Raw genomic sequence first — 24564 nt, 5'->3', positions numbered from 1 at the left:
CCACGGTGTCTCCCCTCGAATTCGTCGAATCTTCCTCGGGCACCTATGCGCGAGGTATGTACACGCTTTAGGGTCAGTGCACATGGTCAGGCTCGTCGGCGCAATCTCGCTCTGTCTCGCAGCACTCCTTCCCACAGTTGTAGTCGGCGCCGTGATCGGCTCCCCCGCCGCCTATGCAGATGCCGGCGTGCAGCAGGTCGGCGCGGCGCCCATCCCGGACGGACCCGCACCCGCCTGGATCGTCGCCGACATGGACACCGGCCAGATCCTGGCAGGTCGGGACCAGTACGTTCCGCACGCACCTGCCAGCACCATCAAGACACTGCTGGCGCTGGTAGCCCTCGACGAACTTCCGCTGGACGCCACCGTCGTCGCGGATGAGGCCGACCGTAAAGTCGAGTGCACCTGCGTCGGGATCAAAGCCGGACGCACCTACACCATGCAACAGCTGCTCGACGCCTTGCTGCTGGTCTCCGGCAACGACGCCGCCGACACCTTGGCGCACATGCTCGGCGGCAAGGATGCCGCCGTCGCCAAGATGAATGCCAAGGCCGTCGCGCTCGGCGCGAACGCGACCCATGCCGGGTCACCGTCCGGTCTGAACGGCCCCGGCATCGACGGGACCACCACGCCGCGGGACCTGGCGGTGATCTTCCGCGCCGCACTGGCCAATCCGGTGTTCGCCGCGATCACGTCGTCGCCGTCGGCCTCGTTCCCCGGTGCCACCGGCCCGGTCACGTTGGTCAACCAGGACGAGATGCTCGGCCGCTATCCGGGCATGCTCGGCGGTAAGACCGGTTTCACCGATGTGGCGCGCAAGACGTTCGTCGGCGCTGCGCAACGCGACGGCCGCCGGTTGGTGATCGCGATGATGTACGGGCTGGTCAAGGAAGGCGGGCCGACCTACTGGGACCAGGCCACCAGCCTGTTGGACTGGGGTTTCGCGCAAGACCGCTCGGCCGGCATCAGCACGTTGTAGCGGTGTCGGCAACGCACCACCTCGGCCATCGCAACCAATCGGAAACCTGATCGCGCGCTGAGCGAGTCCTGTGCTCCGTAGCGTCACCTTCCGTGCGAAGACTGTTCGCGGCGACCGCGCTCGCCCTCGGCGCGGTGCTCTCGGTCACGCCCGCCGCGAACGCGCAGCCAAGCGTTCAGCCCGCCGGCGCCCAGATTCCCGACGGGCCCGCCAAGGCCTGGCTGGTCGCCGACTTGGACACCGGCCAGGTGCTCGCGTCCAAGGATCCCAATGGCTCGTACGCCCCGGCCAGCACCATCAAGCCGCTCTTGGCGATGGTGGTGCTGGATCACCTTCGCCCCGACAACTTCGCGCGGGCCAACGAGTCCCACACCAAGGTCGAATGTTCGTGCGTCGGCCTCAAACCGGGACAGCCGTACACCACGCGCCAACTGCTGGAAGCGCTGCTCATGGTGTCGGGCAACGATGCGGCGAACATGCTCGCCGACATGCTGGGCGGCCGCCCCGCCACAGTCGCGGCGATGACCCGCAAGGCCGCCAGTATCGGCGCCCGCAATACGCGGGCTTCGTCCCCGTCGGGCCTCGACGGTCCCGGATGGGAGACCGTCACCACTCCGCACGATCTGGCGGTGATCCTGCGGGCGGCGCTGAGATATCCGTTGATCGCGCAGATCATGCGCCAGCCCTCGGCCCAGTTCCCCGGCAAGACCCTGACCAACCAGAACGAACTGCTTGCACGCTATCCCGGTGACATCGCCGGAAAAACCGGATACACGGACCTGGCCCGCAAGACGTATGTCGGTGCCGCCCAACGGGGTAACCGGCGGCTGGTCGTGGTCCAGATGTACGGCACCGGGGATCTCTACGGGCAGGCGATCAACCTGTTCGACTACGGTTTCTCGCACTGACCATCGACGGTAAAAGGTAGGGTCCCACCGGGACTCGCGCCCAACTAAGGTAACCCTAAATTCGCGTGGAGTGCCCGCGCGCGATGAGGGGAGCCGATGTGTCCGACCGTGAATTCTCGTTGGTGGTCGCCTATGGCACCGACATGGGCAACGCCGAAGACGCTGCCATGTCCTTCGCCGAGGCCGCCACCGCCGCCGGAATTCCTGCCGAGGCCGTCGAACTCAACCAGGTGGAGCTCGGCCAACTCGGTACCGCAACGCATTTCATCGCTGTCACCTCAACCTTCGGCGACGGCGAATTCCCCGACACCGCCACGTTGTTCTGGGAGGCGATCAGCGGCTCGACCGAACGGCTGGAGCATCTGAGTTTCGCGGTGCTGGCGCTCGGGGACACGTCCTACGAATTGTTCTGCAACGCAGGCATACTCCTCGACGCACGGCTGGAGGAGCTGGGTGCCACCCGGCTGGTCGACCGGGTCGACGTCGACGGGTACTACCAGGAACCTGCCGCGGCCTGGACCAACGACCTCGTCAAACAGCTCACCACCGTCCAGGCTGGATCCCTCGCGCCCACCACCGTCGTGGAATCCGCACCGGCTGATCCCCCGCTCCGCAACCAGGACCGCAACCGCACCTTCGATGCCGCCCTGACAGTCAACCGACTGCTGACCGCGGCGGAATCCGACAAGGAAGTCCGCCACTACGAGCTCGACCTCTCCGGTTGCGGAATCACTTATCAGGCCGGCGATTCACTGGCTGTCCACGCGACCAACGATCCCGATCTGGTCGCGGCAATCCTTGCCGAATTCAAGGTGGGCCCCGACCACCGGGTCGCCGACTCGGAGGAGACCTTGGGGGTCTTGCTCACCGAGCGCCTGGAAATCCGGACGCCTTCGCGAGCGCTGCAGGACCTGACCGGTGCCGCCGCCTACGGAGAAGATGTCCTCGATCTCATCCGGCGCGCCGGCCTGACGGTCGATGAGGTCGTAGATACGTTGCGCCCGTTGCAGTTCCGCGATTACTCGATCGCCTCCAGCCCGCTGGTACATCCCGATCACGTCCATCTGACCGTGGCCACGGTGCGCTACCCCGCCGCCGACCGCCAACATGGCGGCGTGGCCTCGACCTATCTGGCCGAGCGCACGCAGACGGTAAGGGTGCACCTGCGCCCCAACCATCACTTCCGGCTGCCCGCCGGCGATGTGCCGATCATCATGATCGGACCGGGTACCGGGATCGCGCCGTTCCGGGCATTCCTGCAGGAGCGGCAGGCCGCCGCCGCGACGGGCCGGTCCTGGCTGTTCTTCGGCGACCGGCGCCGGGCCACGGATTTCCTCTACGGCGACGAACTGACAGCATTCGTCGAGTCGGGCACGCTCACCCGGCTGGACATGGCCTTCTCCCGCGATCAGGACGCGAAAGTGTATGTGCAACAACGCATGCGGGAGAACTCAGCCGAGTTGTTCGCCTGGCTGCAGGACGGTGCATACCTCTACGTGTGCGGTGACGCCGACCGCATGGCCAAGGATGTCGATGCCGCCCTGCATGAGATCGTCGCCGACAGCGGCGGCATGGATGCCGACGCCGCGCACGCCTACGTCAACAACCTGATCAAGACCCACCGCTACCTACGCGACGTGTACTGAGGTTCTGCTCGCGGTGGGCCGCTGACACTGCGGTGACGGCGCTCCCTACTCGCACTTGTGCGCCATCGGCGCAGGCTCAACGCCACACGCGACCGCGCAGGATCACCAGATCCGGGTGGCTGACCCCACCATCACGCGGATCGTCGGTGTAACACACCAGGTCCGCGGACGCTCCGTGCTCCAGTGTGGGTCGGCCGAGCCAGGCCCGGGCATCCCAACTGGCCGCCCCCAGGGCGGCGGTGGGGCTCATCCCGATGCCCTTGAGCGCCTCGATCTCGTCGGCGATGCGGCCGTGCGCGATCATGCCGCCGGCGTCGGTACCCGCAAAAATCGGCACCCCGGCCTCGTAGGCGGCGCCGACCCGGGTGCGACAGGAGGCATACAGGTCACGCATGTGCTTCGCGTACGCGGGGTACTTGCCCGCCGCATCGGCGATGCCGGGGAAATTGTCGATGTTGATCAGGGTCGGCACCAGTGCTGTGCCGTGTTGGAGCATCAATTCGATGGTGTCATCGGTGATTCCGGTGCCATGCTCGATGCAGTCGATTCCGGCCTTGATGAGGCCGGGCAGCGCATCCTCACCGAATACGTGCGCGGTGACCCGCGCCCCTTCGGTGTGGGCGGCGTCGATCGCAGCTTTGAGGATCTCGTCGGACCACAGCGGTGCCAGGTCCCCGACTCCCCGGTCGATCCAATCGCCGACCAGCTTGACCCAGCCGTCGCCCCACCGGGCCTGCTCGGCCACGGCGGCAGGCAGTTGCGCCTCGTCCTCGATGTCGATCGGCAACCCCGGCGAATACCGCTTAGGCCGGGCCAGATGCCTTCCGGCCCGGATGATCCGCGGCAGGTCCTCGCGGTCGTCGAAGCTCCGGGTGTCCACCGGCGATCCGGCGTCACGCAGCAGCAGCGCACCGGCATCGCGTTCGGTTTCGGCCTGGGTGACGGCCTCGTCGAGCGACACCGCGCCGCCGGGCCCCAGGCCGACATGACAGTGCGCGTCGACCAGGCCGGGAATGATCCAGCCTCCGTCAAAGACGGTGTCGGCGTTGGCAATCGGCTCCGCTGACAGCGTGCCCCCGGCCACCCACCACTCGACGGGCTCGCCGTCGGGTAGGCCGCGGCCGCGGACGTGGAGCACTGCGCTACTTCTGGCCGGGGAACTTCAGTTTCGACAGGTCGAAATCGGCCAAGCCGGGCGGCAATTCGTCGAGGCCCTTGGGCATGTTCGACAAGTCCGGGAAACCGGCCGGCATCGCTCCGGGTGCGCCAAACGGGTTCTTCGGCTGTGTCGGGCCGCGCCCCTTGCCCTTGCCTTTACCCTTGCCGGCCTGCTTGTTCTTGCCCTTGGCGGCCTTGCGCGGCGAGTTCTTGCGGCCGAAGGGCATGCCCATCTGGCCGGCCATCGACGACATCATCTTGCGGGCATCGAAGAACCGGTCGACGAGCTGATTGACCTCCGACACCGCGACACCGGAGCCGTTGGCGATCCGCATCCGGCGCGAGGCGTTGATGATCTTGGGATCGGCCCGCTCGGCCGGCGTCATACCGCGGATGATCGCCTGAACCCGGTCCAACTGCTTGTCGTCGACCGCGGCCAACGCATCCTTCATCTGACCGGCCCCGGGCAGCATGCCCAGCAGGTTGCCGATCGGGCCCATCTTGCGGATCGCCAGCATCTGCTCGAGAAAATCCTCCAGCGTCAGCTCACCGGAGCCGATCTTGGCCGCGGCCTCCTCGGCCTTCTGCTGATCGAAGACCTGCTCTGCCTGCTCGATGAGGGTGAGCACATCGCCCATGCCCAGGATGCGGCTGGCCATCCGGTCGGGGTGGAAGACGTCGAAGTCTTCGAGCTTCTCCCCCGCTGAGGCAAACAGGATCGGCACACCGGTGATCTCGCGGACCGACAAGGCCGCACCACCACGGGCGTCGCCGTCGAGCTTGGTCAGCACGACACCGGTGAAGCCGACACCCTCGCGGAACGCCTCGGCGGTGGCGACGGCGTCCTGACCGATCATGGCGTCGAGGACGAACAGGGTCTCGTCGGGGCGCACGGCGTCGCGGATCGCGGCGGCCTGACTCATCAGTTCGTCGTCGATGCCCAGCCGCCCCGCGGTATCGACGAGGACGACGTCGAAGTGCTTGGCCCGGGCTTCGGCCAGGCCGGCCGCGGCCACCGCCACCGGGTCCCCTGCGCCGTCGGATTCGTGCGCGCCGGGCGCGGTGCCCGGGTGGGGGGCGAAGGAAGCCACGCCCGCGCGCTCGGCCACGATCTGCAGCTGGTTGACGGCACCGGGCCGCTGCAGGTCACACGCCACGAGCAACGGGGTGTGGCCGAGTCCCTTCAGCCATTTCGCCAGCTTGCCGGCCAGCGTGGTCTTACCGGCACCTTGCAGACCGGCGAGCATGATCACCGTCGGTGGGTTTTTCGCGAAAGCCAGCTGACGGGTCTCGCCGCCGAGGATGCCGATCAGCTCCTCGTTGACGATCTTGACCACCTGCTGCGCAGGATTCAGCGCGGCCGAGACCTCTGCACCCTTGGCGCGATCCTTGATCCGCGCGACGAAGGCACGCACCACAGGCAGCGAGACGTCGGCCTCCAGCAGGGCCAACCGGATCTCGCGCGCCGTGGCATCGATATCGGCGTCGGTCAACCGCCCCTTGCCACGTAGGCCTTGCAGGGCTCCGGTCAACCGGTCAGACAGGCTCTCAAACACGTGGTAAGCCTAGCGGCCCGGGATTTGAGGCGTGGTCGGCCGCCGCGAGCCGGAACCTATCGCGTCCAGCGCCCAGCAGATCAGTGTGGATCAACTGGCGTGCTCGGCCGGTTTCGCCTGCTTTGCCGGTGGCGGCGCGGGCAGGATCGCGAACATGTCGCGCTCCAGTTCCTCGCGGACCGCCGCCCGTCGTGCTTCGTCACCGGCCAGTGCCGGTGCGGTGATGCAGAAGACGTCGATCACCGACGATCCCAGCGTGGTCACCTTCGCCCAGGCGACATCCACCCCGTCGCGCTCGAACACCGCCGTCAGCCGGGACAACAGGCCCGACCGGTCGATCGTGCGGATCTGGACGATCAGGTCTTCGGGAGCCGTACCCGGCGACCACAGGATGCGGGGCGCGGCGGGCACGTGGTTGGCCGGCACCGAGGCCAGGATCTCACCGGCCCGGGTCGTCGGATGCTGGGCGGCCTCATGGTCGCGGCGTTCCAGCGCACCGATCACGTCCAGTTCACCGTCGAGCGCGAGGATGAACTGCTGGCGTAGCAGTTCCACGGCTGGTGGCGCACCGAAGTGCGGAGACACCGCGAAGGTGTTGATCGCCGAACCCTCGTGGCTGTTGACCGATGCCGAGTGCACCCGCAGGGAATTCAACGCCAGCACGCCGGCGGCCTTGGACAGCAGACCGCGCCGGTCCGCGGCGATCATCGTGACGTTGTAGATGTGCGGACCATCCCCCGGCGTGAGTTCCACGTGGACGCCGGCCTCACCGGCCAACGCCATGAAGCGCGGCTCGATCGGGTCGGGCTGCGGCAGCGATTCACCGGCCATCACCAGGCGGCACCGTCGCACCAGGTCACCGATCAGCGACGCCTTCCAATCGCCCCATACTCCCGGTCCGGTGGCCAGCGAATCGGCCTCGGCCAGGACATGGAGCAGCTCCAGCAGCACCGTGTCCCCACCGAGAGCGTCGGCCACCGCGTCAATGGTCTTGGGGTCCTGCAGATCTCGTCGCGTCGCGGTGTCGGGCAGCAGTAGGTGGTACCGGACGACCTTCGAGAGCACTTCGATGTCCGACGGCCACAGACCCAGCCGGGTGCCGATCTGGGTGGCCAACTCCGCGCCGATCACGCTGTGGTCCCCGCCGCGACCCTTGCCGATGTCGTGGCACAGCGCACCCAGCAGCAGCAGATCCGGACGCGACACCCGGGTGGTGAAAGCACTTGCCCGCGAGACAGTTTCGACCAAGTGCCGGTCGACTGTCCAGGTGTGCACGACATCCCGCGGCGGCAGGTCCCGCACCGCACCCCACTCCGGGAACAGCCGGCCCCAGAGGCCGGTGCGGTCGAGTGCCTCGATGGTGGCGACCGCTGCGGGGCCCGACGCGAGCAAAACCAGCAGATCTTTGAGGGCTGGACGCGGCCACGGTGTACGCAGTTCGGGTGCGGTCTCGGCCAGCCTGCTCAGCGTGGACACCGCCATCGGCAGCCCGGTACCCGCCGACGCCGCCGCGACCCGCAGGATCAGACCCGGATCACGTTCCGGCCGCGCGTCGCGGGCCAGGATCACCTCTCCGGCGTATTCGATCACTCCCTCGTCGAGCGGGCGGCGCACCGGGCGGCGAAGCGCGGCGAAACCGCGGCGAGGTAAGGCATTCGCGGCTGTCCGGATACCGGAGTCGACGTAGTAGCTCACGGTCCGGGCCGCGTCGGACAGGGTGCGGGCGAGGTCGAATCGATCCCCGATCCGCAAAGCAGCACCGATCTCATCGGCATGCTGGGCCAACAGCAGTTCCCGACCACGGCCGGAGGCACGGTGTAGTTCAGTACGCACATTCAGCAACGACAGGTGGGCACCGCCGAGCGTTCCGGTCGGCGAAGCCAGCGCCCGGCTCGGATACACGTCGGCCAGTTGCGCTATCGCGAGCGCGTTGAGCAGCTGTACGTCCCGCAGACCGCCTCGGCCCGATTTGAGGTCAGGCTCGGCGCGGTGCGCGATCTGGCCGCTGCGCTGCCAGCGCGCCTGCGCGTGTTCGACGAGTTCGTCGAACCGCGAGGCGATTCCGATGCGCCACTGCCGGCGCGCCCCGCCGACGAGTAACGCCGACAGATCGGCGTCACCGGCCATATGGCGGGCATCGAGCATCGCCAGACCCACCGCGATGTCCTCACCGGCGACCTTGAGGGCTTCGGGCACGGTGCGCACACTGTGATCGATACGAATATTGGCGTCCCACAAGGGATACCAGAGCTTTTCGGCCACCTCAGAGACCAGCTCGACGGGCATGTTGTCATGCAGCAACATGAGATCGAGGTCGGAGTACGGCAACATCTCGCCGCGGCCCAGACCACCGGTGGCCACGATGGCGAATCCGCTGGTGGCCGTGATGCCGATCTCGGCAGCCTTTGTGGTGAGCCAGAATTCGTGCAGATCGAGTAACGCGTCCCGCAGACCTGACGCATCCAGTTGACGGGATCCGCCGGTGAGCAACTGCTGGGTGGCCGCTACCAGATCATTGGCCGGCCGAGACAAACCCGCCGAAGCCTCCTGGGGAGAGGCTCCGGCGCCCGACTGCTCCTCGCGCAAGCGCTCGTCGGTGGATTCTGGTTTGTCTTCTGTCATTTCGACTCCTCCCCCGGCCGATTCCGGGTTGTGCTCACGCGATTCCTGGCCGGGAGAAGACGTCTCGACGGACGCTCGGCTACAGGGCGTCAGCTCCTCGCTCACCGGTGCGGACGCGGACAACGGTGTCGACCGGGCTGACCCAGACCTTCCCGTCGCCGATCTTCCCGGTGCGGGCGGCCTGCACGATGACGTCCACGACCTTGTCGACCGCGGAATCGTCGACGACCACCTCCACCCGGACCTTCGGCACGAAGTCCACCGAATACTCGGCACCGCGGTAGACCTCGGTGTGGCCCTTCTGCCGGCCGTAGCCCTGTACCTCGCTGACCGTCATCCCCAGGATGCCCGTCTGCTCCAGGCCGGTCTTGACATCCTCCAGCGTGAACGGCTTGACGATCGCAGTGATCAGCTTCATATTCCCTTATTCCTCCCCGCCGTGACGACCAAGAACAGAACCGGTTCCGACAGCGACGAAGTCGTAAGCGCTCTCAGCGTGCTCGGACTCGTCGATACCGGATGCCTCCTCTTCTTTGTCCAGGCGCAGGCCCACGGTGTATTTGACAATCAACGCCAAGATAGCGGTACCCACCGCCGAATAGAGCAGAACAGCACCGGCCCCGACCGCCTGTCGCCACAGCTGATCGAACCCGCCACCGTAGAACAGACCGGCAACCGCGGCAGGTGCTTCCTTGGTCGCCACCAGGCCGACCAGCAACGTGCCGACGATGCCACCCACCAGGTGGACACCCACGACGTCGAGCGAATCGTCGAAACCGAACTTGAACTTCAAGCCCACCGCCAGAGCGCACAGCACACCTGCGGTAACACCGATCACCAGTGCGCCCACCACATTCACCGACGAGCAGGACGGCGTGATCGCCACCAGCCCGGCAACGATGCCCGATGCCGCACCCAGGGAGGTGGCATGCCCGTCACGGATGCGCTCGGTGAGCAGCCAGGCCAGCATGGCTGCTGCGGTCGCCACCGTGGTTGTGACGAAGGTCGAACCTGCAACTCCGTTGGCCGACACCGCAGAACCGGCGTTGAATCCGTACCAGCCGAACCACAGCAGGCCGGCGCCGAGCATCACGAACGGGAGGTTGTGCGGGCGCATCGGCGTACCGGGCCAACCGAGCCGCTTACCGAGGATGATTGCCAGGACCAGGCCCGCGGTACCGGCGTTGATGTGCACCGCGGTGCCACCGGCGAAGTCAATTGCCTTGAGCTGGTTGGCGATCCATCCGCCGTGGTGGATTACGGTCTCACCGTCGGATCCCTTGACGTCGAAGTCGAATACCCAGTGCGCGACCGGGAAGTAGACAAAGGTCGCCCACAGCGCAGCGAACAGCAGCCAGCCCCCGAACTTGATGCGATCGGCGACAGCACCGGAGATCAGGGCGACCGTGATGATCGCGAACATCAGCTGGAATCCCACGAACACGGTGGCCGGGATCGTGCCGACCAACGCGATGGGCGCATCGGCTGAGCCGTTCGCTCCGATCAGACCCTTGAGGCCGAAGAACTGCCCGGGGTCACCGATCACGCCTGCGGTGTCGTTACCGAATGCCACCGAGTAGCCGTACAACGCCCACAGGACCGTGACGACACCCATCGCGCTGACGCTCATCATGATCATGTTGAGCACGCCCTTGGCACGCACCATGCCGCCGTAGAAGAAGGCCAGACCCGGCGTCATCAACAGCACAAGTGCGGCGGCGGCCAGCATCCATGCCGTGTCACCGGTATCCGGTGCACCCAATATCGGGAATTGCTCCACTCGCAGTTTCCTCCTTCACCACACCACGGCCGCAAGGGTTTGCAGCCATTGACCTGGTCAAGACAATGCTGAGTGGATGTTTCAACTACGACGCCGCCGCGTTTCGCTCGTGTGAACGGATGGGCAGGCTGCGTTTCGCCGGTGTTACACCGTGCGATTCCCTGGGTTTTCTAGCCCAGCAGGGCGTCGACGAACGCCGCAGGCTCGAACGGTGCGAGGTCGTCGGGCCCTTCACCGAGTCCGACGAGCTTGACCGGTACACCGAGTTCCTGTTGAACCCGGAACACGATGCCGCCCTTGGCGGTGCCGTCGAGCTTGGTCAGAACCACGCCGGTGATGTCCACGACCTCGGCGAACACCTTGGCCTGCGGCAGGCTGTTCTGGCCGATGGTGGCGTCGAGCACCAACAGCACCTCGTCGACAGTGGCGCGCTTCTCCACCACCCGCTTGACCTTGCCGAGTTCGTCCATCAGGCCGGTCTTGGTGTGCAGGCGACCAGCGGTGTCGACGACGACAACGTCAGCACCGACCTTGACTCCCTCGTCGACCGCGTCGAACGCCACCGATGCCGGATCCGCACCTTCGGGTCCCCGCACCACGTCGGCCCCGACGCGCGCGGCCCAGGTCTGCAATTGGTCGGCGGCCGCAGCGCGGAAGGTGTCGGCCGCGCCGAGCACGACGCGGCGGCCATCGGCGACCAGCACCCGGGCCAGCTTGCCCACGGTGGTGGTCTTCCCGGTGCCGTTCACTCCGACCACCAACAGCACCGACGGCTTGTCGGCGTGCGGCAGCGCCTTGATGGAACGGTCCAACTCCGGCCGCAACTCCGATATCAGCACCTCGCGCAACACCGCGCGCGCGTCGGCCTCGCTGCGCACGCCCTTGCTGGCCATCCGCTCACGCAACGCCGCCACAACGGACTCGGTGACCACCGGACCGAGGTCGGCGATCAGCAGGGTGTCCTCGACGGCCTCCCATGAGTCCTCGTCGAGATCACCGCCGCCGAGCAGCCCGAGCATGCTGCGGCCCAACGCGTTCTGGGACTTGGCGAGGCGGCCCCGCAACCGGTCCATGCGGCCTTCGGCCGGGGCGATGTCCTCCACGGCAGCGGCCACGGCGTCGGGAGCCTCGGCGGCCACTTCCGGCGCGCCCGGCTCATCGGGGATTACCGGGGCGGGGGCCGAGTCTGCGGGTCCCTCGGGCGCCGGCGGCGCTTCTGGTGCGACTGTCTCGACCGGCGGCTCCGGCAGTTGAACATCGGCGATGGTGCGCTTGGGAGCATCCCGCGGAATGGTGGCGTCATCACCGACCGCAGGCAGTCCGCTGGTGTCGATGCGCTCTAGCGTCGGCGTATCCGACTTGCTGAACGTGATGCCCGAGGACGCCGTATAGCCGCCGGAGCGGTCGATCGGTTTCGACTCGTCTCGTTCCGACAGGCTGATCCGCCGCCGCCGGTAACGCACCACCCCCACCGTGAGGGCGACGACGATCAGTACAGCGACGACCGCAATGGCGATCCACAGACCCAACAACGCACCTTCTGTCACACCGCCATTGTCTCAGGGCGGCCGCCCGCGAACGACCGGCCCCGTTCAGCGTCTCGGCTCGGGCACGTGGCCCGCCTACGAGTGCGCCGGAAAATCGGCGCATGCGATTGCCGAAAATCGTGGTACATGAACGTACCGAGAAGGTATATTCCGTTCACCACACAACCTCAGGAACATGCCCACGCAAGCCGTAGAATTCACCTACGGCTTAGCTGCTGTGATGGTCGAAACTATTTTCTATCCCCAGTCACCTCTGAATTCATATTTTTTCTGCCTTTTATTTGAATTAGCTGACAGCGAGGCTAGGAATAGTTCACGATCCAGATGGGTCGGGAATGGCTTCAGCGTCTGGTCAGCATGTCGTCTTCCCATGGGATGTTTCGAAAGGGAGGACGAGAATGCGCATTCGTGTGCTTCGGGGGGTAGCACTGACGCTGGTCGCTCTGATCGGCACCGTCGGGCTGGTCGTGACGGCGACCATGTCCACGCTGGTTCAGCTGGCGGCGACCGCACTCATCATGGGTGGAACCGGGATGAAGGTGCTGGGAGATCCGCACCAGTGGGGTGCCGGTACGTACCTGGACCAGGTCAACAACACTTATCTGTCTGACCGGAACCTCGATGAAGACGACTTGAAATGGGTGTCGACGCCAGAGCAGTTCTGGCCCGCGACCAGCCTGACCGACATCACCTTCGACACCTCCGTCGCCCGCGGGGTCCTGAACCTCAACAACGCCGTGCTGACCACCTCAGGGGAAAAGGTCGTCGTCGGCTATTCACAGAGCGCCAACATCGCCACCCGGGAGAAGCGCAACCTCGCCGAGCTTCGCGCGCAGGGCGCCGCCGTCCCTTCGGCTGACGAGCTGTCCTTCGTGTTCGTGGCCAACCCCAACCGGCCCAACGGTGGAATCCTCGCCCGTTTCGAAGGCCTCTATATCCCGATCCTCGGGGTCAGCTTCGACGGCGCCACCCCGGACGACGAATACCAGACGATCGACGTAGCCCGTCAGTACGACCTGATCGCCGACTTCCCCAAATATCCACTCAACGTGCTGGCCGATCTCAATGCCCTGATGGGCTACGTCTACCTACATCCGAACTACGGGTCATCCGTGGTCAACCTGAACGACCCGAGCACATACGACTCCTACACCTCCGGCAACACCACCTACTACCTGGTGCACACCGAGCACCTTCCGCTGCTGCAGCCGTTCCGAGACATAGGGATCCCGGCGCCGGTAATCGACCTGGTCGAGCCCACCCTGCGCGTGTTGATCGAGCTCGCCTATGACCGCACGCCGGCCAACATGGGTGTCCCCACCCGCGCCGGGCTGATACCCCACATCGATCTCGACAAGTTGGCATCGGATCTGAGAGCCGCGGCCGAGGAGGGCGTGCGCAATGCCCTCACCGGCCTGGGGATCAACACCGCCGACACCGCCGATCGCCACACAGAAACCGTTGCCGGACTGGATAATTCGGCGCTCCAGAAGGTGGCACCCCGCGTTTCGACGCCGGAGGGGCCTCAGCCCGGACTGACCCGTCCGCACGTGCCCCGCACATATCCCACAACGGACAACGACATCCTCGCCGTAGCCGACACCGACATCCCGAAATCCGATCCGGAGACGAAGGATCCTGAGGCCGACACCGCCGTCGACACGGCCGTGGGCACGGCTGTCAAAGCCGAGGGCGACATCAAGACCGAGGTCAAGGCCGAGACGCCACCGAAGCCGAGATCGGCGGCCGAGCGAATCAGGCAGTCAGTGCGGCAGGCACTCTCGCCCAAGGCGTCCGACGGCGTCAAGGTCGACGAATCGGGCGCCGACCCACGTCCGACCCGCAAGAGCCGTCGCACCGAGGAAAGCGGTTCGGCCCAACCCAAATCCGGAATTGCGGAGGCGAAAGACAAGGGTGCACAAGATAAGCCACGCCGTAGCCACCGCGCCGCACACTCCGACGCGGCATAGGGGCGCTCGGCACCTGATCAGCCCGGGCTGGCGGCCAGTTCCTGGCCCCGCATCCGCTGCGAGATCACGGTGGTGATGCCGTCACCGCGCATGCTCACACCGTAGAGCGCGTCGGCGACCTCCATGGTGGCCTTCTGGTGGGTGATCACGATCAGCTGGGACTTCTCCCGCAGCTGCTCGAACAGGCTGATCAGCCTGCGCAGGTTCACATCGTCGAGCGCGGCCTCGACCTCGTCCATCACGTAGAACGGGGAGGGGCGGGCCCGGAAGATCGCCACCAGCATGGCCACCGCGGTCAACGACTTCTCGCCACCCGACAACAGCGAGAGTCTCTTGATCTTCTTGCCCGGCGGCCTGGCCTCGACTTCGATTCCCGTGGTGAGCATGTCGGCCGGATTGGTGAGAAGGAGGCGTCCCTCGCCGCCGGGGAACAGAGTGGAGAACACCTGCTCGAATTCGCGCTCCACGTCGACATAGGCCTCGGTGAACACCTGCAGAATCCGGGTATCGACGTCGGCGATCACGTCCAGCAGATCGGTCCGCGCCGCCTTGACGTCCTCAAGTTGTGTCGACAGGAAGTTGTACCGTTCTTCCAGCGCCGCAAACTCTTCCAATGCAAGCGGATTCACCCGGCCCAACTCTGAAAGCTCGCGTTCGGCCTTCTTGGCCCGGCGCTCCTGGGTCGGCCGGTCGAACGGCATCGGCGCCGGCGCCGTGACCTGCTCACCCCGCTCACGCGCCTGCTCGTATTCCGCCATCTCCAAGTCGCTGGGCGGCAACGCAATCTGCGGGCCGTACTCGGCGATCAGGTCGGCCGCGGGCATACCGAACTGCTCCAGCACCTGCGCCTCGAGCTGCTCGATACGAAGCGACGCTTGCGCTTTGGCCATCTCGTCACGGTGCAGAGAATCGGTGAGCGCGGTGATCCTCGCGTTGAGTTCGGTGACCACCTCGCGCACCTGGGACAGAGCCGTGCCGCGCAGTTGACGCTCGGTGGCCAGCTCGTCGCGCATCCGCGACGCCACCGCCACCACCGCGCTCAACCGTTGGGCCACAATGCGTCCCGACTCAGACACCGCGGCTGCCACCTGGGCCGCATGTGCGCGGGCCTCCCGGGCCCGTTGCGCACGCACCCGGGCCTCGCGCTCGGCGGCCGCGGCCCGGCGCAGTGAATCGGCACGTCCGCGAACCGCATTCGCACGCTCCTCGGCAGTGCGCACCGACAGACGGGCCTCCACCTCGACCGAGCGCGCCGCCTCGGCGGCAGCCATCGACGTCTGCCGATCCACCGGTTCGGCCTCGAACATCGGAAGCTGTTCGGCGTTGTGCAGCCGGGTCTCGAGTTCGGTGAGTTCCTCGACCGTCTTGGTGCGCCCGGCCTCGAGCTCGTCGCGTTGCCGGATCAACCGCTGCCACTCGTCACCGGCGCTGCGGGCATCCTGTCCCAGACGGCCCAACTGCTCATAGATCGCCGCGATCGCCGCGTCGGATTCGTTGAGCGCAGCCATCGCCTCTTCGGCCGCCTCCCGGCGGGCCGCCTGCTCGGCCAGCGCACCCGACAATGCGGCCGCCAATTCACCGGTCTGCCGCTCTGTGGTCTCCAGTCCCTGGCGGGCCTTGTCGATCTCGGAGCTGATCTCGAGCGTGGAGGGCTTGCGGTCGGAGCCACCGCTGATCCAGCCGGCACCGATCAGATCACCATCCGCGGTCACCGCACGCAGGTCCGGGCGCGCCGAGACCAGTTGCACCCCGGCAGGCAGATCGGTCACGACCGCCACCCCGGCCAGCATCGCGGTGATCGCCCCCCGCAGGCGGTCCGGGACCGTGACCAGGTCGTTGGCCCAGATCGCACCGTCGGGAAGCACGCCCGACGGTGCCGAGCCGTTGACCTTCCAGTCCCCCAGCAGCAGGGCGGCCCGGCCGCCGTCGGATTCCTTGAGCGCGGCGACGGCGGCAGCGGCGACACCGAAATCCTCGGCGGCCAACGCGTCGGCGGCCGCACCCAGGACCGTGGCGACCGCCACCTCATGCCCCGGCTGCACCTTCAGATATTCCCCGATGGTGCCGAAAAGCCCTGTGCCACTGTGATTCTTCTGCAGCCAGGCGGCACCGTCGCGCCGGTCCAGGCTGACCGAGAGGGCCTCGATCCGGGCTCGCAGCGAGGCGACCTGCCGTTCGGCGGCACGCTCGGCGGACTGCAGTTCGGCCACACGCTCGTCGGCCAGCCTCAGCGCCGCCACCGACCGGTCATGCTGCTCGTCCAAGCCCGTCTCACCGGCATCCAGTTCGCTGACGCGGCTCTGAACGGTCTCGAATTCCGCCTGCGTCTGTTGAGCTTTGGTGGCGGCTTCCTCGATATTGACCGACAGCCGCATGACGCCGTCATCGATCGACTCGACGCGGATACGCATCGTGTCGACCTGACCGGCCAACCGGGCCAGCCCTTCACGACGGTCGGCCTCCGCGCGTGCCGCGTCGCGTGCCGCCCGTTCGGTCTCAGCGGCGATTCGCTCACGTTCGGCCAGCTCAGCGCGAGCGGTTTCCAAGACGATGCGCGACTCCTCGAGCTCGCCGAGCAACTCCATCTCGAGCTCGGCAACCTCATCGGCTTCGGCTTCCAGCGCCTCGGGGTCCTGACCGGTGGACGACTCGGACTCAGCCTCGAATAACTGGGCCCGATCTGTCGCGATCCGTACGGTGGCGCTCACCCGTTCGGCCAACGCCGAGGCCCGGAACCAGGTCTGCTGGGCGGCCTCGGCGCGGCGGGTCAGCTCCGCCACCGCGGCCTCGTGTGCCTGCAGCTCGACAGTCGAGGCTTCCAGCCGGACGGTCGCCTCGTCATGCTCGCGGCGCAGCATGGTCTCGGCCTGGTTGGTGTTGTGGAACTCGACCTGCCTTCTGACCAGGTCATCGGCCGCCAAGCGCAGCCGCGCGTCACGCAGATCGGCCTGAATCGTCGCCGCACGGCGCGCCATCTCCGCCTGGCGGCCCAGCGGCTTGAGCTGGCGACGCAACTCGGTGGTCAGATCGTTCAGGCGGGCCAGGTTCGCGGCCATCGAGTCGAGCTTGCGGACCGCTTTTTCCTTGCGTTTGCGGTGCTTGAGAACCCCGGCGGCCTCCTCGATGAAGGCGCGGCGATCCTCGGGACGCGATTCCAGGATCTCCGCGAGCTTGCCCTGCCCGACGATGACGTGCATCTCACGGCCGATGCCGGAGTCACTGAGCAGCTCCTGCACGTCCATCAACCGGCAGCTGCTGCCATTGATCTCGTATTCGCCGGCGCCGTCACGGAACACCCGCCGGGTGATCGACACCTCGGAGTACTCGATCGGCAACGCGTTGTCGGAGTTGTCGATGGTCAGCGTCACCTCGGCGCGGCCCAGCGGCGCCCGCGAGGACGTGCCGGCGAAGATGACGTCCTCCATCTTGCCGCCGCGCAGAGTCTTGGCGCCCTGCTCGCCCATCACCCAGGTCAGGGCATCGACCACGTTCGACTTGCCCGATCCATTCGGGCCGACGACACAGGTGATCCCGGGTTCGAAACGCAGAGTCGTCGGCGAGGCGAAGGACTTGAAGCCCTTCAGCGTCAGACTCTTGAGGTGCACGGCGATTTACCCTACCGCCGACTCGGCTACCGTTCGGTGAACCCCGCCATCGGGGCGTCGGCATCCGCCCAATCTGCGACGACGTGATCCACGGACCCCGGGGTTTTCCCGCTCTGGAGCAGCTCAAGCAATCGCTGACATTTCCCGCGCGGCCCCTGGGCCACCACATGGACCCGCCCATCGGGCCGATTCGAAGCAAACCCGGTCAAACCGAGCTCCAGCGCGCGAGATCGGGTCCACCACCGGAACCCCACGCCTTGCACATGACCGTGCACCCAGGCGCTCAACCGCACCTCGGTATCGGGCCCGGCGGGAAGTTCCGGTCCGGTCATCGAGGGGCGACCTCGAACTTCACCTCGGTGCCGGATTTGAGGGTGCGGCCCACCGTGCAGACCTGGTCGATCGCGCGCTCGACGACGGTCAGCACCCGGGCCACCTCGGCCTCCGAAAGGCCCGAGACGTCGATTTCGAGTTTCTCCTCCAGCAGCGGATAGCGCTCCTGCTCCCGGTCCGCCGGCCCGGACACCCGGATGGTCGCCGGATAGTCGTCGCCCAATCGCCGCCGCAACGGCTGATCGCTGGACATTCCGCTGCACGCCGCGAGTGCGATCTTCATCAGCTCACCGGGGGTGAACACGCCCTCGACGTCCTCACTGCCCACCAGCACCTCTGCACCGCGCGAACTCCGTCCGACATACCTGCGGACTCCGGTGCGGTCAACCCAAAGTTCGGTCATGCGGTATTTCTACACGCCGCGACACGCGGTTATTCCAGGGGTAATCGCCGGCCGGATCGGTCAACGGCCCCCGTCGGACACGGCGGTGACCCAGGCAGCGACGATAGACTCGGCAGACCGACTTCGCCGAGGAGCACTGTGACGTACCCGCCGAGCAATCCGCCCACCCCGCCATCGGGGTCTCCCGAGCCGTGGCAGCAGCCATATCAGCCGGGCGGACCTCAGGGATATCCGAACACCGGCGCCAACCCTGAGCAGCCCTATGGCTCCCCCTATGGAGCACCTCAGCAGCCGCAACAGCCCTACGGCTCGCCGTATGGAGCGCCCCAGCAGCCCCAGCCTCCGTACGGAGCGCCCTACGGTGCACCACCTCAGGACCCCCAGGCTCCGTACGGCTCGCCCTACGGAGCGCCCCAGCAGCCGTACGGCTCCCCATATGGGGCCCAGCCCTACGGTGCGCCGCAGCAGCCGTACGGCTATCCCGCTCCCCAGCCGCCCAAGAGCGGCAACGGTAAGTGGCTGGCGATTGGCCTCGCCGTACTGGCTGTGGTGATCCTGGTCGGCGGCGTCGCGATCTTCGCGCTGAACAGCGGTTCGGATTCGGGGAGCCGCAACAGCGCGGGCTCGTCACAGTCCTCCGGCTCCAGCGACGCCGAGAAGGAGGTGCGCGATTTCCTCGACGAGGTGATGTCGAGTTCCAGTGACCTCAACGAGGCGCTGCCCTACTTCTGCCAGGCGGATCGCGATCTGTTCGACAAGATCGGCGGCCTGGATGCCATCGACATTCCGAAGACCACCGATTCCAGCGGTACGGCGGAGATCACCAAGATCACGGTGAACGGCAGCAAAGCGGTCGTCGACATCTCGAGCAGCGCGGGCCCCGGCAAGTTGTACCTGCGCAAGGAAAGCGGATCGTGGAAGATCTGCATGTCCGACATGCCGGGCATGCCCAGCATGCCTTGATCCGGTTCGGGTGAGGCGCGCGTCAGCTCCGGGGGCGGGGCTGACACCTCGGGCAGTAGAACGATGACCGGTTCATGAACTTGTCGCGGCGCATCACCGCGCCGCACCGCCGGCACGGTTCACCTTCGCGGCCGTAGGCATCCAAAGACCGTTCGAAGTAACCGGATTCGCCGTTGACGTTCACATACAGCGAATCGAATGACGTCCCGCCCTGACTCAGTGCGTCGGCCATCACCTCGGCGGCGGCGTCGAGCACATCGGCCAGCCGGCGACGCGGCAGCAGCGCAGCGGTTCTGGCGCCGTTGATCTTGGTCCGCCACAGCGCCTCGTCGGCGTAGATGTTGCCGATACCGGACACCACGGTCTGATCGAGCAGCTGACGCTTGATCTCGGAATGCTTGCGCCGCAACACCGTAACCACGTGGTCGCGGTCGAACAGCGGGTCGAGCGGATCGCGGGCGACGTGTGCCACCGGTTGCGGCACGGCGGTGCCGTCCACCGTCACCAACTCGGCCAATTGCCAGCCACCAAACGTACGTTGGTCGACGAAACTCAGGGCCGTGCCGTCGTCGAGCACCGCGGCGATCCGCAGATGCCGGTCGTCGCGGATGGGGCCCAGCAGCATCTGACCACTCATCCCCAGATGCACCACCAACGCTTCGGTCTCGTCGTCGCCGCCATCCTCGCCCAACGTGAGCCAGAGGTACTTGCCGCGGCGGCCGGTTCCGGTGATGCGGGCCCCCAACAGGCGGGCGGTCAGGTCCCCGGGGCCGGCCTCGTGACGGCGTACCGCACGCGGATGATGCACGCGTACCGCCGAAATCGACTTGCCCGCAACATGTTCCTGCAGCCCGCGACGGACTACCTCTACCTCGGGTAGTTCGGGCATGGGTGCTCACGCATTGTCGAGTGCGGTCCAGGCCGCGGCCGCAGCTTTCAGCTCGGCCTCTTTCTTGTTGCGCCCCACACCGCTGCCGTATTCGACGTCGGCCACCACCACGGTCGCGGAGAATTCCTTGTCGTGATCCGGGCCGGTGGAGGTCACCACATAGCTGGGAGCACCGAGCCCACGTGAGGCGGTCAGCTCCTGCAGGCTGCTCTTCCAGTCCAACCCGGCTCCCAGCGTCGGCGCGGTGTCCAGCAGTTCACCGAACAACCGCAGGATGACCTCACGGGCCGTGGTCAGTCCGTGCTCCAGATAGATTGCACCGAGCAGGGATTCGACGCCGTCGGCCAGAATGCTGGACTTGTCGGCGCCACCGGAGTTCTCTTCGCCCTTGCCGAGAAACAGATGGCTGCCGAGTCCGCCCTCGGTGAGCCCACGTCCGACGTCGGCCAGCGCCTGGGTGTTGACGATGCTGGCGCGAAGCTTGGCCAGATCGCCCTCAGAGCGTTCGGGGTGGCGGTGGTAGAGCTCCTCGGTGATCGTCAACCCCAGCACGGCATCACCGAGGAACTCCAACCGCTCGTTGGTGGGCAGGCCGCCGTTCTCGTAGGAGTAGCTGCGATGCGTCAACGCCATGGTGAGAAGTTCGGCGGGAAGGTCGACGCCGAGCGCCTCCAGCAGCGCCGCGTGCGAATCGGTCACTCGTCGCCCCCGGGCCGCTCGTCGTCGGGCAGCATCGCGGCCAGCTTGGCCCAGCGGGGGTCGATCTTGTCGTGGTGATGTCCCGGTTCTGCGGTGCCAAGTGCGACACCGCATTCAGGGCAGAGGCCCGGACAGTCCGGACGGCACAACGGGGAGAACGGCAACGCCAACCCGACGGCATCGATGATCGGCTGTTCGAGGTCGACGGTGTCGGCCTGACCAGAGGCACCCACCCGGCCCATCTCGTCGGCCTCGGTGGTCTCGTCGGTGGTGCTGTCCGGGTACGCATACAACTCGGTGAGCTCGATCTCGACGTCGCCGGTGAGTGCAGTCAGGCAGCGCGCACATTCACCGGCGGTGGGAGCCGATACGGTCCCGCTGACCAGCACACCCTCCGACACCGACTGCAACTGCAGGTCGAGTTCGAGTGGTGCGCCCTTCTCGATGGCGACCAGCTCGGCTCCGATACGCACCGGGCTGGGCACCGTCTCCTGATGGGCCAGAAACGAACCCGGCCGTCTGCCCAGCCGGGAGACATCGATCACCAGCGGTGATCGGGAACCCCTGCGCCTTTCAGGCCCGCCTCGCCCAGCTGATCTCGCATGCGTCGCCATGCATCGATCCTACGGCGGCGTCACACCAGACCACGACGCAGTGCGCCCACCGTCAACACGGCGGTCAACGGGTGGCGTAGTCGTGCGTTCCCGCCGTCGTGCGTAGCTGGTGACGTCCGCGTCCGACGGAGCGCAGCGTGCCGTTGAGGAAGTCCTCGAACTCGGCCAGTTTGCTGTCGACATAGATGTCGCACTCACCGCGCAACCGGTCGGCTTCGGCATGTGCCGCATCGATGAGCCGGGTGGCCTCGGCGGTCGCCGTCGAGACGATCTCGGTCTGCGACACCAGACGCTGCTGCTCCTTGATGCCCTCCTGCACGGCCTTCTCGTAGGACAGGTTGCCGTTCTCGGTCAGGCGATCGGCCTCGGCCTTGGCCCGGCCGGTGCTCGCCTCGTACTCCCGCTTGGCCGCCGCCGCGAGCCGCGCCGCCTCTTCGCGCGCCTCCCCGACCATGCGCTCGCTGTGCTGCCGGGCTTCGACGACCATCCGGTCCGCCTGCGCCTTCGCGTCGGCCAGCAGCCGGTCGGCCTCGGCCCTGGCGTGATTGAGCATGCCGTCGGCATCGGCGTTCGACTTGCCCATCACCGACTCGCAGTGCTCCTTGGCTTCGCGCAACAGCGAATCACGCGCATCCAGCACGTCCTGTGCGTCGTCGAGCTCACCGGGGATCGCGTCCTTGATGTCATCGATCAGCTCGAGGACATCACCGCGGGGTACCACGCAGCCGGCCGTCATCGGCACACCGCGCGCTTCTTCGACGATCGCGCCGAGCTCGTCGAGCGCTTCAAAAACTCGGTACACGGCAAAACCCTCCAGGTCGTCGTTGTCAGTGACTAGTGTGCCTGGTGTTACGCCTGTGACTGGGGAGCACAATCGGTGTGTCGCCGACGGGCTTGTTCGCCGGTTTTGCTGCAGCTGACCGCCCGACGTCGCTCATGTGCTGGATCCCGCCGGGCAAACTCCCGCTCAACCCGACATCCGACGCAGGCTAGCTCTTCAGCTTCTCCTGCAACCGACGGTTGACCGGCTCGGGAAGCAACGCCGAGACATCGCCACCGAGGGAGGCGACCTCCTTGGCCAAAGACGACGAGACGAACGAGTACTGCGGTGTCGTGGCCACGAAGAAGGTGTCGACACCGGCCACATGCTTGTTCATCTGAGCCATCTGCAGCTCGTATTCGAAGTCGGTGCCGGTACGCAGGCCCTTGACGATCGCGGTCAGACCGCGCGTCTTCACGAAGTCGACGACAAGACCCTGGCCGGACTCGACACGGAGATTGGGCAGATGCGTGGTCGATTCGGCGATCATCGCCATCCGCTCATCGAGATCGAACATGCCCTTTTTGTTGGGATTCACCAGGATCGCCACCACGACCTCATCGAACTGCGCCGCCGCCCGCTCGAAGATGTCGATATGGCCAAGGGTCACCGGGTCGAAGGAGCCGGGACATACCGCGCCACTCATGGGTGACGACGCTACAGGCCACCCCGGACGGCTATCCGCTAACCCACTTCGGCGAGTTCGACCCGGGTGTCACCGTAGCGCCGGGCGCTCAGCGCATCCCAGCCTTCCGGCCAGCTCACCGGTCGACTCGACGACCGCCGCTCCACCAGGACGAGGGAGCCCGCGGTCACCCAGCCGGCAGCCGCCAACACCGTCAGCATCGCATCGACCGCGGCGTCGCCGAGATCGTACGGCGGGTCGGCGAACACCAGGTCGACCGGCCGCGTGGCACCTCCAGACAACACCGAGTCCACACTGCCGCGACGGACTGCGGCGTTGCGGACGCCCAGCGCGGTGATGTTCTCGGCGATGACCGCGGCCGCACGCGCATCCGACTCGACGAAGGTGGCCGAGGCGGCACCGCGCGAAAGCGCTTCCAGGCCAAGCGCTCCCGAACCAGCGAAGAGATCCAGCACCGACAATCCGGTGAAATCCAGCCGCGCCGCCAAGGCGTTGAACACTGCCTCCCTGACCCGGTCGGAGGTGGGGCGAGTACCCAGGCCGGACCGGTGCTGGGGCACTCGTAGCCGGCGCCCACCGAGTTCCCCCGCGATGATGCGGGTCAGGTCGATCCCCCGGTCGTTTCGCTCCGTCCCGCCGAACCGGTCACCACGACCAGCAGATCGCCACCTTCGACCTGTGCCGTGGCAGCCACGGCGACACGTTCGACAGTGCCGGACTTGGGCGCGGTGATGGCTGCTTCCATCTTCATCGCCTCGATGGTGGCGATCGTCGCGCCGGCTTCCACGGTGTCCCCGGCTGCCACACCGACGGTGACCACACCGGCGAACGGTGCCGCGACATGATCCGGGTTGTTGCGGTCGGCCTTCTCCGCGGCCGGGACCTCACTGGCGATGCTGCGATCTCGCACCGTGATCGGACGCAATTGCCCGTTGAGGATGCACATCACCGTGCGCATACCCCGCTCATCAGCATCGGAGATCGCCTCCAAACCGATCAGCAACTGCACACCGCGCTCGAGCTCGACCCGGTGTTCCTCGCCGTAGCGCAGCCCGTAGAAGAACTGATTGGCGCTCAGACCGGAGGTATCGCCGTAGGTCTCGCGGTGTGTCTCGAACTCCTTGGTCGGCGCCGGGAACAGCAACCGGTTCAACGCCGCCTGGCGTTTGGGCCCGGGCGCAGCCAACAACTCCTCATCCTCGACCGAGAGTTCCTGGATCGGCTTGGCCGGTCCCCTGCCCTCAAGTGCCTTGGTGCGCAACGGTTCCGGCCACCCGCCCGGCGGGTCACCAAGCTCGCCGCGCAGAAACCCGATCACACTGTCGGGAATGTCGTATTTGGCCGGATCGGCGGCGAACTCCTGCGCACTGACCCCAGCCCCCACCAACGCCAACGCCAGATCCCCGACCACCTTGCTCGACGGGGT

21 protein-coding genes are annotated in these 24564 nt (G+C 66.7%); 5 read left to right on the top strand and 16 right to left on the bottom strand.

What is annotated here, in order from left to right; genetic code table 11:
• Positions 1–82 precede the first annotated feature (82 nt).
• The 3 genes from ACZYZF_RS00105 to ACZYZF_RS00095 all read left to right on the top strand — a co-directional run bounded on the left by ACZYZF_RS00105 (position 83) and on the right by ACZYZF_RS00095 (position 3533).
• Positions 83–979, top strand: coding sequence for a D-alanyl-D-alanine carboxypeptidase family protein (locus tag ACZYZF_RS00105; protein ID WP_463745338.1), 897 nt, complete (start codon positions 83–85; stop codon positions 977–979).
• 92 nt (positions 980–1071) lie between these two features.
• Entirely contained in the window at positions 1072–1887 is an 816-nt protein-coding gene (locus tag ACZYZF_RS00100; RefSeq protein WP_463834242.1) for a D-alanyl-D-alanine carboxypeptidase, read from the top strand.
• A gap of 83 nt (positions 1888–1970) precedes the next feature.
• The gene (locus tag ACZYZF_RS00095; protein ID WP_463745336.1) at positions 1971–3533 is read left to right on the top strand and encodes a diflavin oxidoreductase; all 1563 of its coding nucleotides are present in this window, start codon (positions 1971–1973) and stop codon (positions 3531–3533) included.
• Positions 3534–3609: 76 nt separating this feature from the next.
• Here ACZYZF_RS00095 and ACZYZF_RS00090 read toward each other — a convergent pair whose 3' ends face one another.
• The 6 genes from ACZYZF_RS00090 to ftsY all read right to left on the bottom strand — a co-directional run bounded on the left by ACZYZF_RS00090 (position 3610) and on the right by ftsY (position 12196).
• A complete protein-coding gene (locus ACZYZF_RS00090) occupies positions 3610–4671 on the bottom strand; it encodes a metal-dependent hydrolase family protein (protein ID WP_463745335.1) in 1062 nt (353 codons plus the stop codon).
• 4 nt (positions 4672–4675) lie between these two features.
• A complete protein-coding gene (gene ffh / locus ACZYZF_RS00085) occupies positions 4676–6247 on the bottom strand; it encodes a signal recognition particle protein (protein ID WP_463745334.1) in 1572 nt (523 codons plus the stop codon).
• A 90-nt stretch (positions 6248–6337) separates the two neighbouring features.
• On the bottom strand, positions 6338–8869 hold the full coding sequence (locus ACZYZF_RS00080) for a [protein-PII] uridylyltransferase (RefSeq protein ID WP_463745333.1): 2532 nt from the start codon (positions 8867–8869) through the stop codon (positions 6338–6340).
• Positions 8870–8948: 79 nt separating this feature from the next.
• Positions 8949–9287 (bottom strand): P-II family nitrogen regulator, encoded by a 339-nt coding sequence (locus ACZYZF_RS00075; protein WP_003881099.1) that lies wholly within the window; start codon positions 9285–9287, stop codon positions 8949–8951.
• Between the two features lie 6 nt (positions 9288–9293).
• Positions 9294–10649, bottom strand: coding sequence for an ammonium transporter (locus tag ACZYZF_RS00070; protein WP_463745332.1), 1356 nt, complete (start codon positions 10647–10649; stop codon positions 9294–9296).
• A gap of 170 nt (positions 10650–10819) precedes the next feature.
• The gene (gene ftsY / locus ACZYZF_RS00065) at positions 10820–12196 is read right to left on the bottom strand and encodes a signal recognition particle-docking protein FtsY (protein WP_463745331.1); all 1377 of its coding nucleotides are present in this window, start codon (positions 12194–12196) and stop codon (positions 10820–10822) included.
• 398 nt (positions 12197–12594) lie between these two features.
• Here ftsY and ACZYZF_RS00060 point away from each other — a divergent pair, with 398 nt between their 5' ends.
• Positions 12595–14166 (top strand): PE-PPE domain-containing protein, encoded by a 1572-nt coding sequence (locus ACZYZF_RS00060; protein ID WP_463745330.1) that lies wholly within the window; start codon positions 12595–12597, stop codon positions 14164–14166.
• A 17-nt stretch (positions 14167–14183) separates the two neighbouring features.
• On the opposite strand, the gene smc is transcribed toward ACZYZF_RS00060, so the two are convergent.
• From smc to ACZYZF_RS00045, 3 genes are read right to left on the bottom strand one after another with little or no spacing between them, the layout of a single operon-like run.
• The gene (gene smc, locus ACZYZF_RS00055; protein WP_463745329.1) at positions 14184–17771 is read right to left on the bottom strand and encodes a chromosome segregation protein SMC; all 3588 of its coding nucleotides are present in this window, start codon (positions 17769–17771) and stop codon (positions 14184–14186) included.
• A gap of 26 nt (positions 17772–17797) precedes the next feature.
• The gene (locus ACZYZF_RS00050; protein WP_463745328.1) at positions 17798–18103 is read right to left on the bottom strand and encodes an acylphosphatase; all 306 of its coding nucleotides are present in this window, start codon (positions 18101–18103) and stop codon (positions 17798–17800) included.
• Positions 18100–18507, bottom strand: coding sequence for an OsmC family protein (locus tag ACZYZF_RS00045; protein WP_463745327.1), 408 nt, complete (start codon positions 18505–18507; stop codon positions 18100–18102). Before ACZYZF_RS00045 ends, ACZYZF_RS00050 begins: the two co-directional genes overlap by 4 nt.
• A 138-nt stretch (positions 18508–18645) precedes the next feature.
• Here ACZYZF_RS00045 and ACZYZF_RS00040 point away from each other — a divergent pair, with 138 nt between their 5' ends.
• Entirely contained in the window at positions 18646–19470 is an 825-nt protein-coding gene (locus ACZYZF_RS00040; protein ID WP_463745326.1) for an Rv0361 family membrane protein, read from the top strand.
• 22 nt (positions 19471–19492) lie between these two features.
• On the opposite strand, the gene mutM is transcribed toward ACZYZF_RS00040, so the two are convergent.
• From mutM to ACZYZF_RS00005, 7 genes are all read right to left on the bottom strand, one after another.
• A complete protein-coding gene (mutM, locus tag ACZYZF_RS00035; RefSeq protein ID WP_463745325.1) occupies positions 19493–20359 on the bottom strand; it encodes a bifunctional DNA-formamidopyrimidine glycosylase/DNA-(apurinic or apyrimidinic site) lyase in 867 nt (288 codons plus the stop codon).
• 6 nt (positions 20360–20365) lie between these two features.
• Complete coding sequence (rnc, locus tag ACZYZF_RS00030) at positions 20366–21058, bottom strand: ribonuclease III (protein WP_463745324.1); 693 nt, start codon at positions 21056–21058, stop codon at positions 20366–20368.
• Positions 21055–21672 (bottom strand): YceD family protein, encoded by a 618-nt coding sequence (locus ACZYZF_RS00025; protein WP_463745323.1) that lies wholly within the window; start codon positions 21670–21672, stop codon positions 21055–21057. Before ACZYZF_RS00025 ends, rnc begins: the two co-directional genes overlap by 4 nt.
• A gap of 64 nt (positions 21673–21736) precedes the next feature.
• Positions 21737–22474: a cell division protein SepIVA gene (sepIVA, locus tag ACZYZF_RS00020; protein ID WP_463745322.1), complete on the bottom strand. Its 738-nt coding sequence runs from the start codon at positions 22472–22474 to the stop codon at positions 21737–21739.
• A 187-nt stretch (positions 22475–22661) separates the two neighbouring features.
• Positions 22662–23138: a pantetheine-phosphate adenylyltransferase gene (gene coaD / locus ACZYZF_RS00015; RefSeq protein ID WP_463745321.1), complete on the bottom strand. Its 477-nt coding sequence runs from the start codon at positions 23136–23138 to the stop codon at positions 22662–22664.
• 38 nt (positions 23139–23176) lie between these two features.
• Positions 23177–23743, bottom strand: coding sequence for a 16S rRNA (guanine(966)-N(2))-methyltransferase RsmD (gene rsmD, locus ACZYZF_RS00010; protein ID WP_463745953.1), 567 nt, complete (start codon positions 23741–23743; stop codon positions 23177–23179).
• Positions 23740–24564, bottom strand: an 825-nt coding sequence (locus tag ACZYZF_RS00005; protein WP_463834241.1) for a biotin/lipoyl-containing protein, incomplete at its 5' end; no start/stop codon positions are given. The genes rsmD and ACZYZF_RS00005, both read right to left, overlap by 4 nt.

The sequence above is a fragment of the Mycobacterium sp. IDUB_24 genome (genome assembly GCF_055419385.1).
Note: the sequence above shows the minus strand (reverse complement) of the source record. Positions and strands in the feature narration are given on the sequence as shown.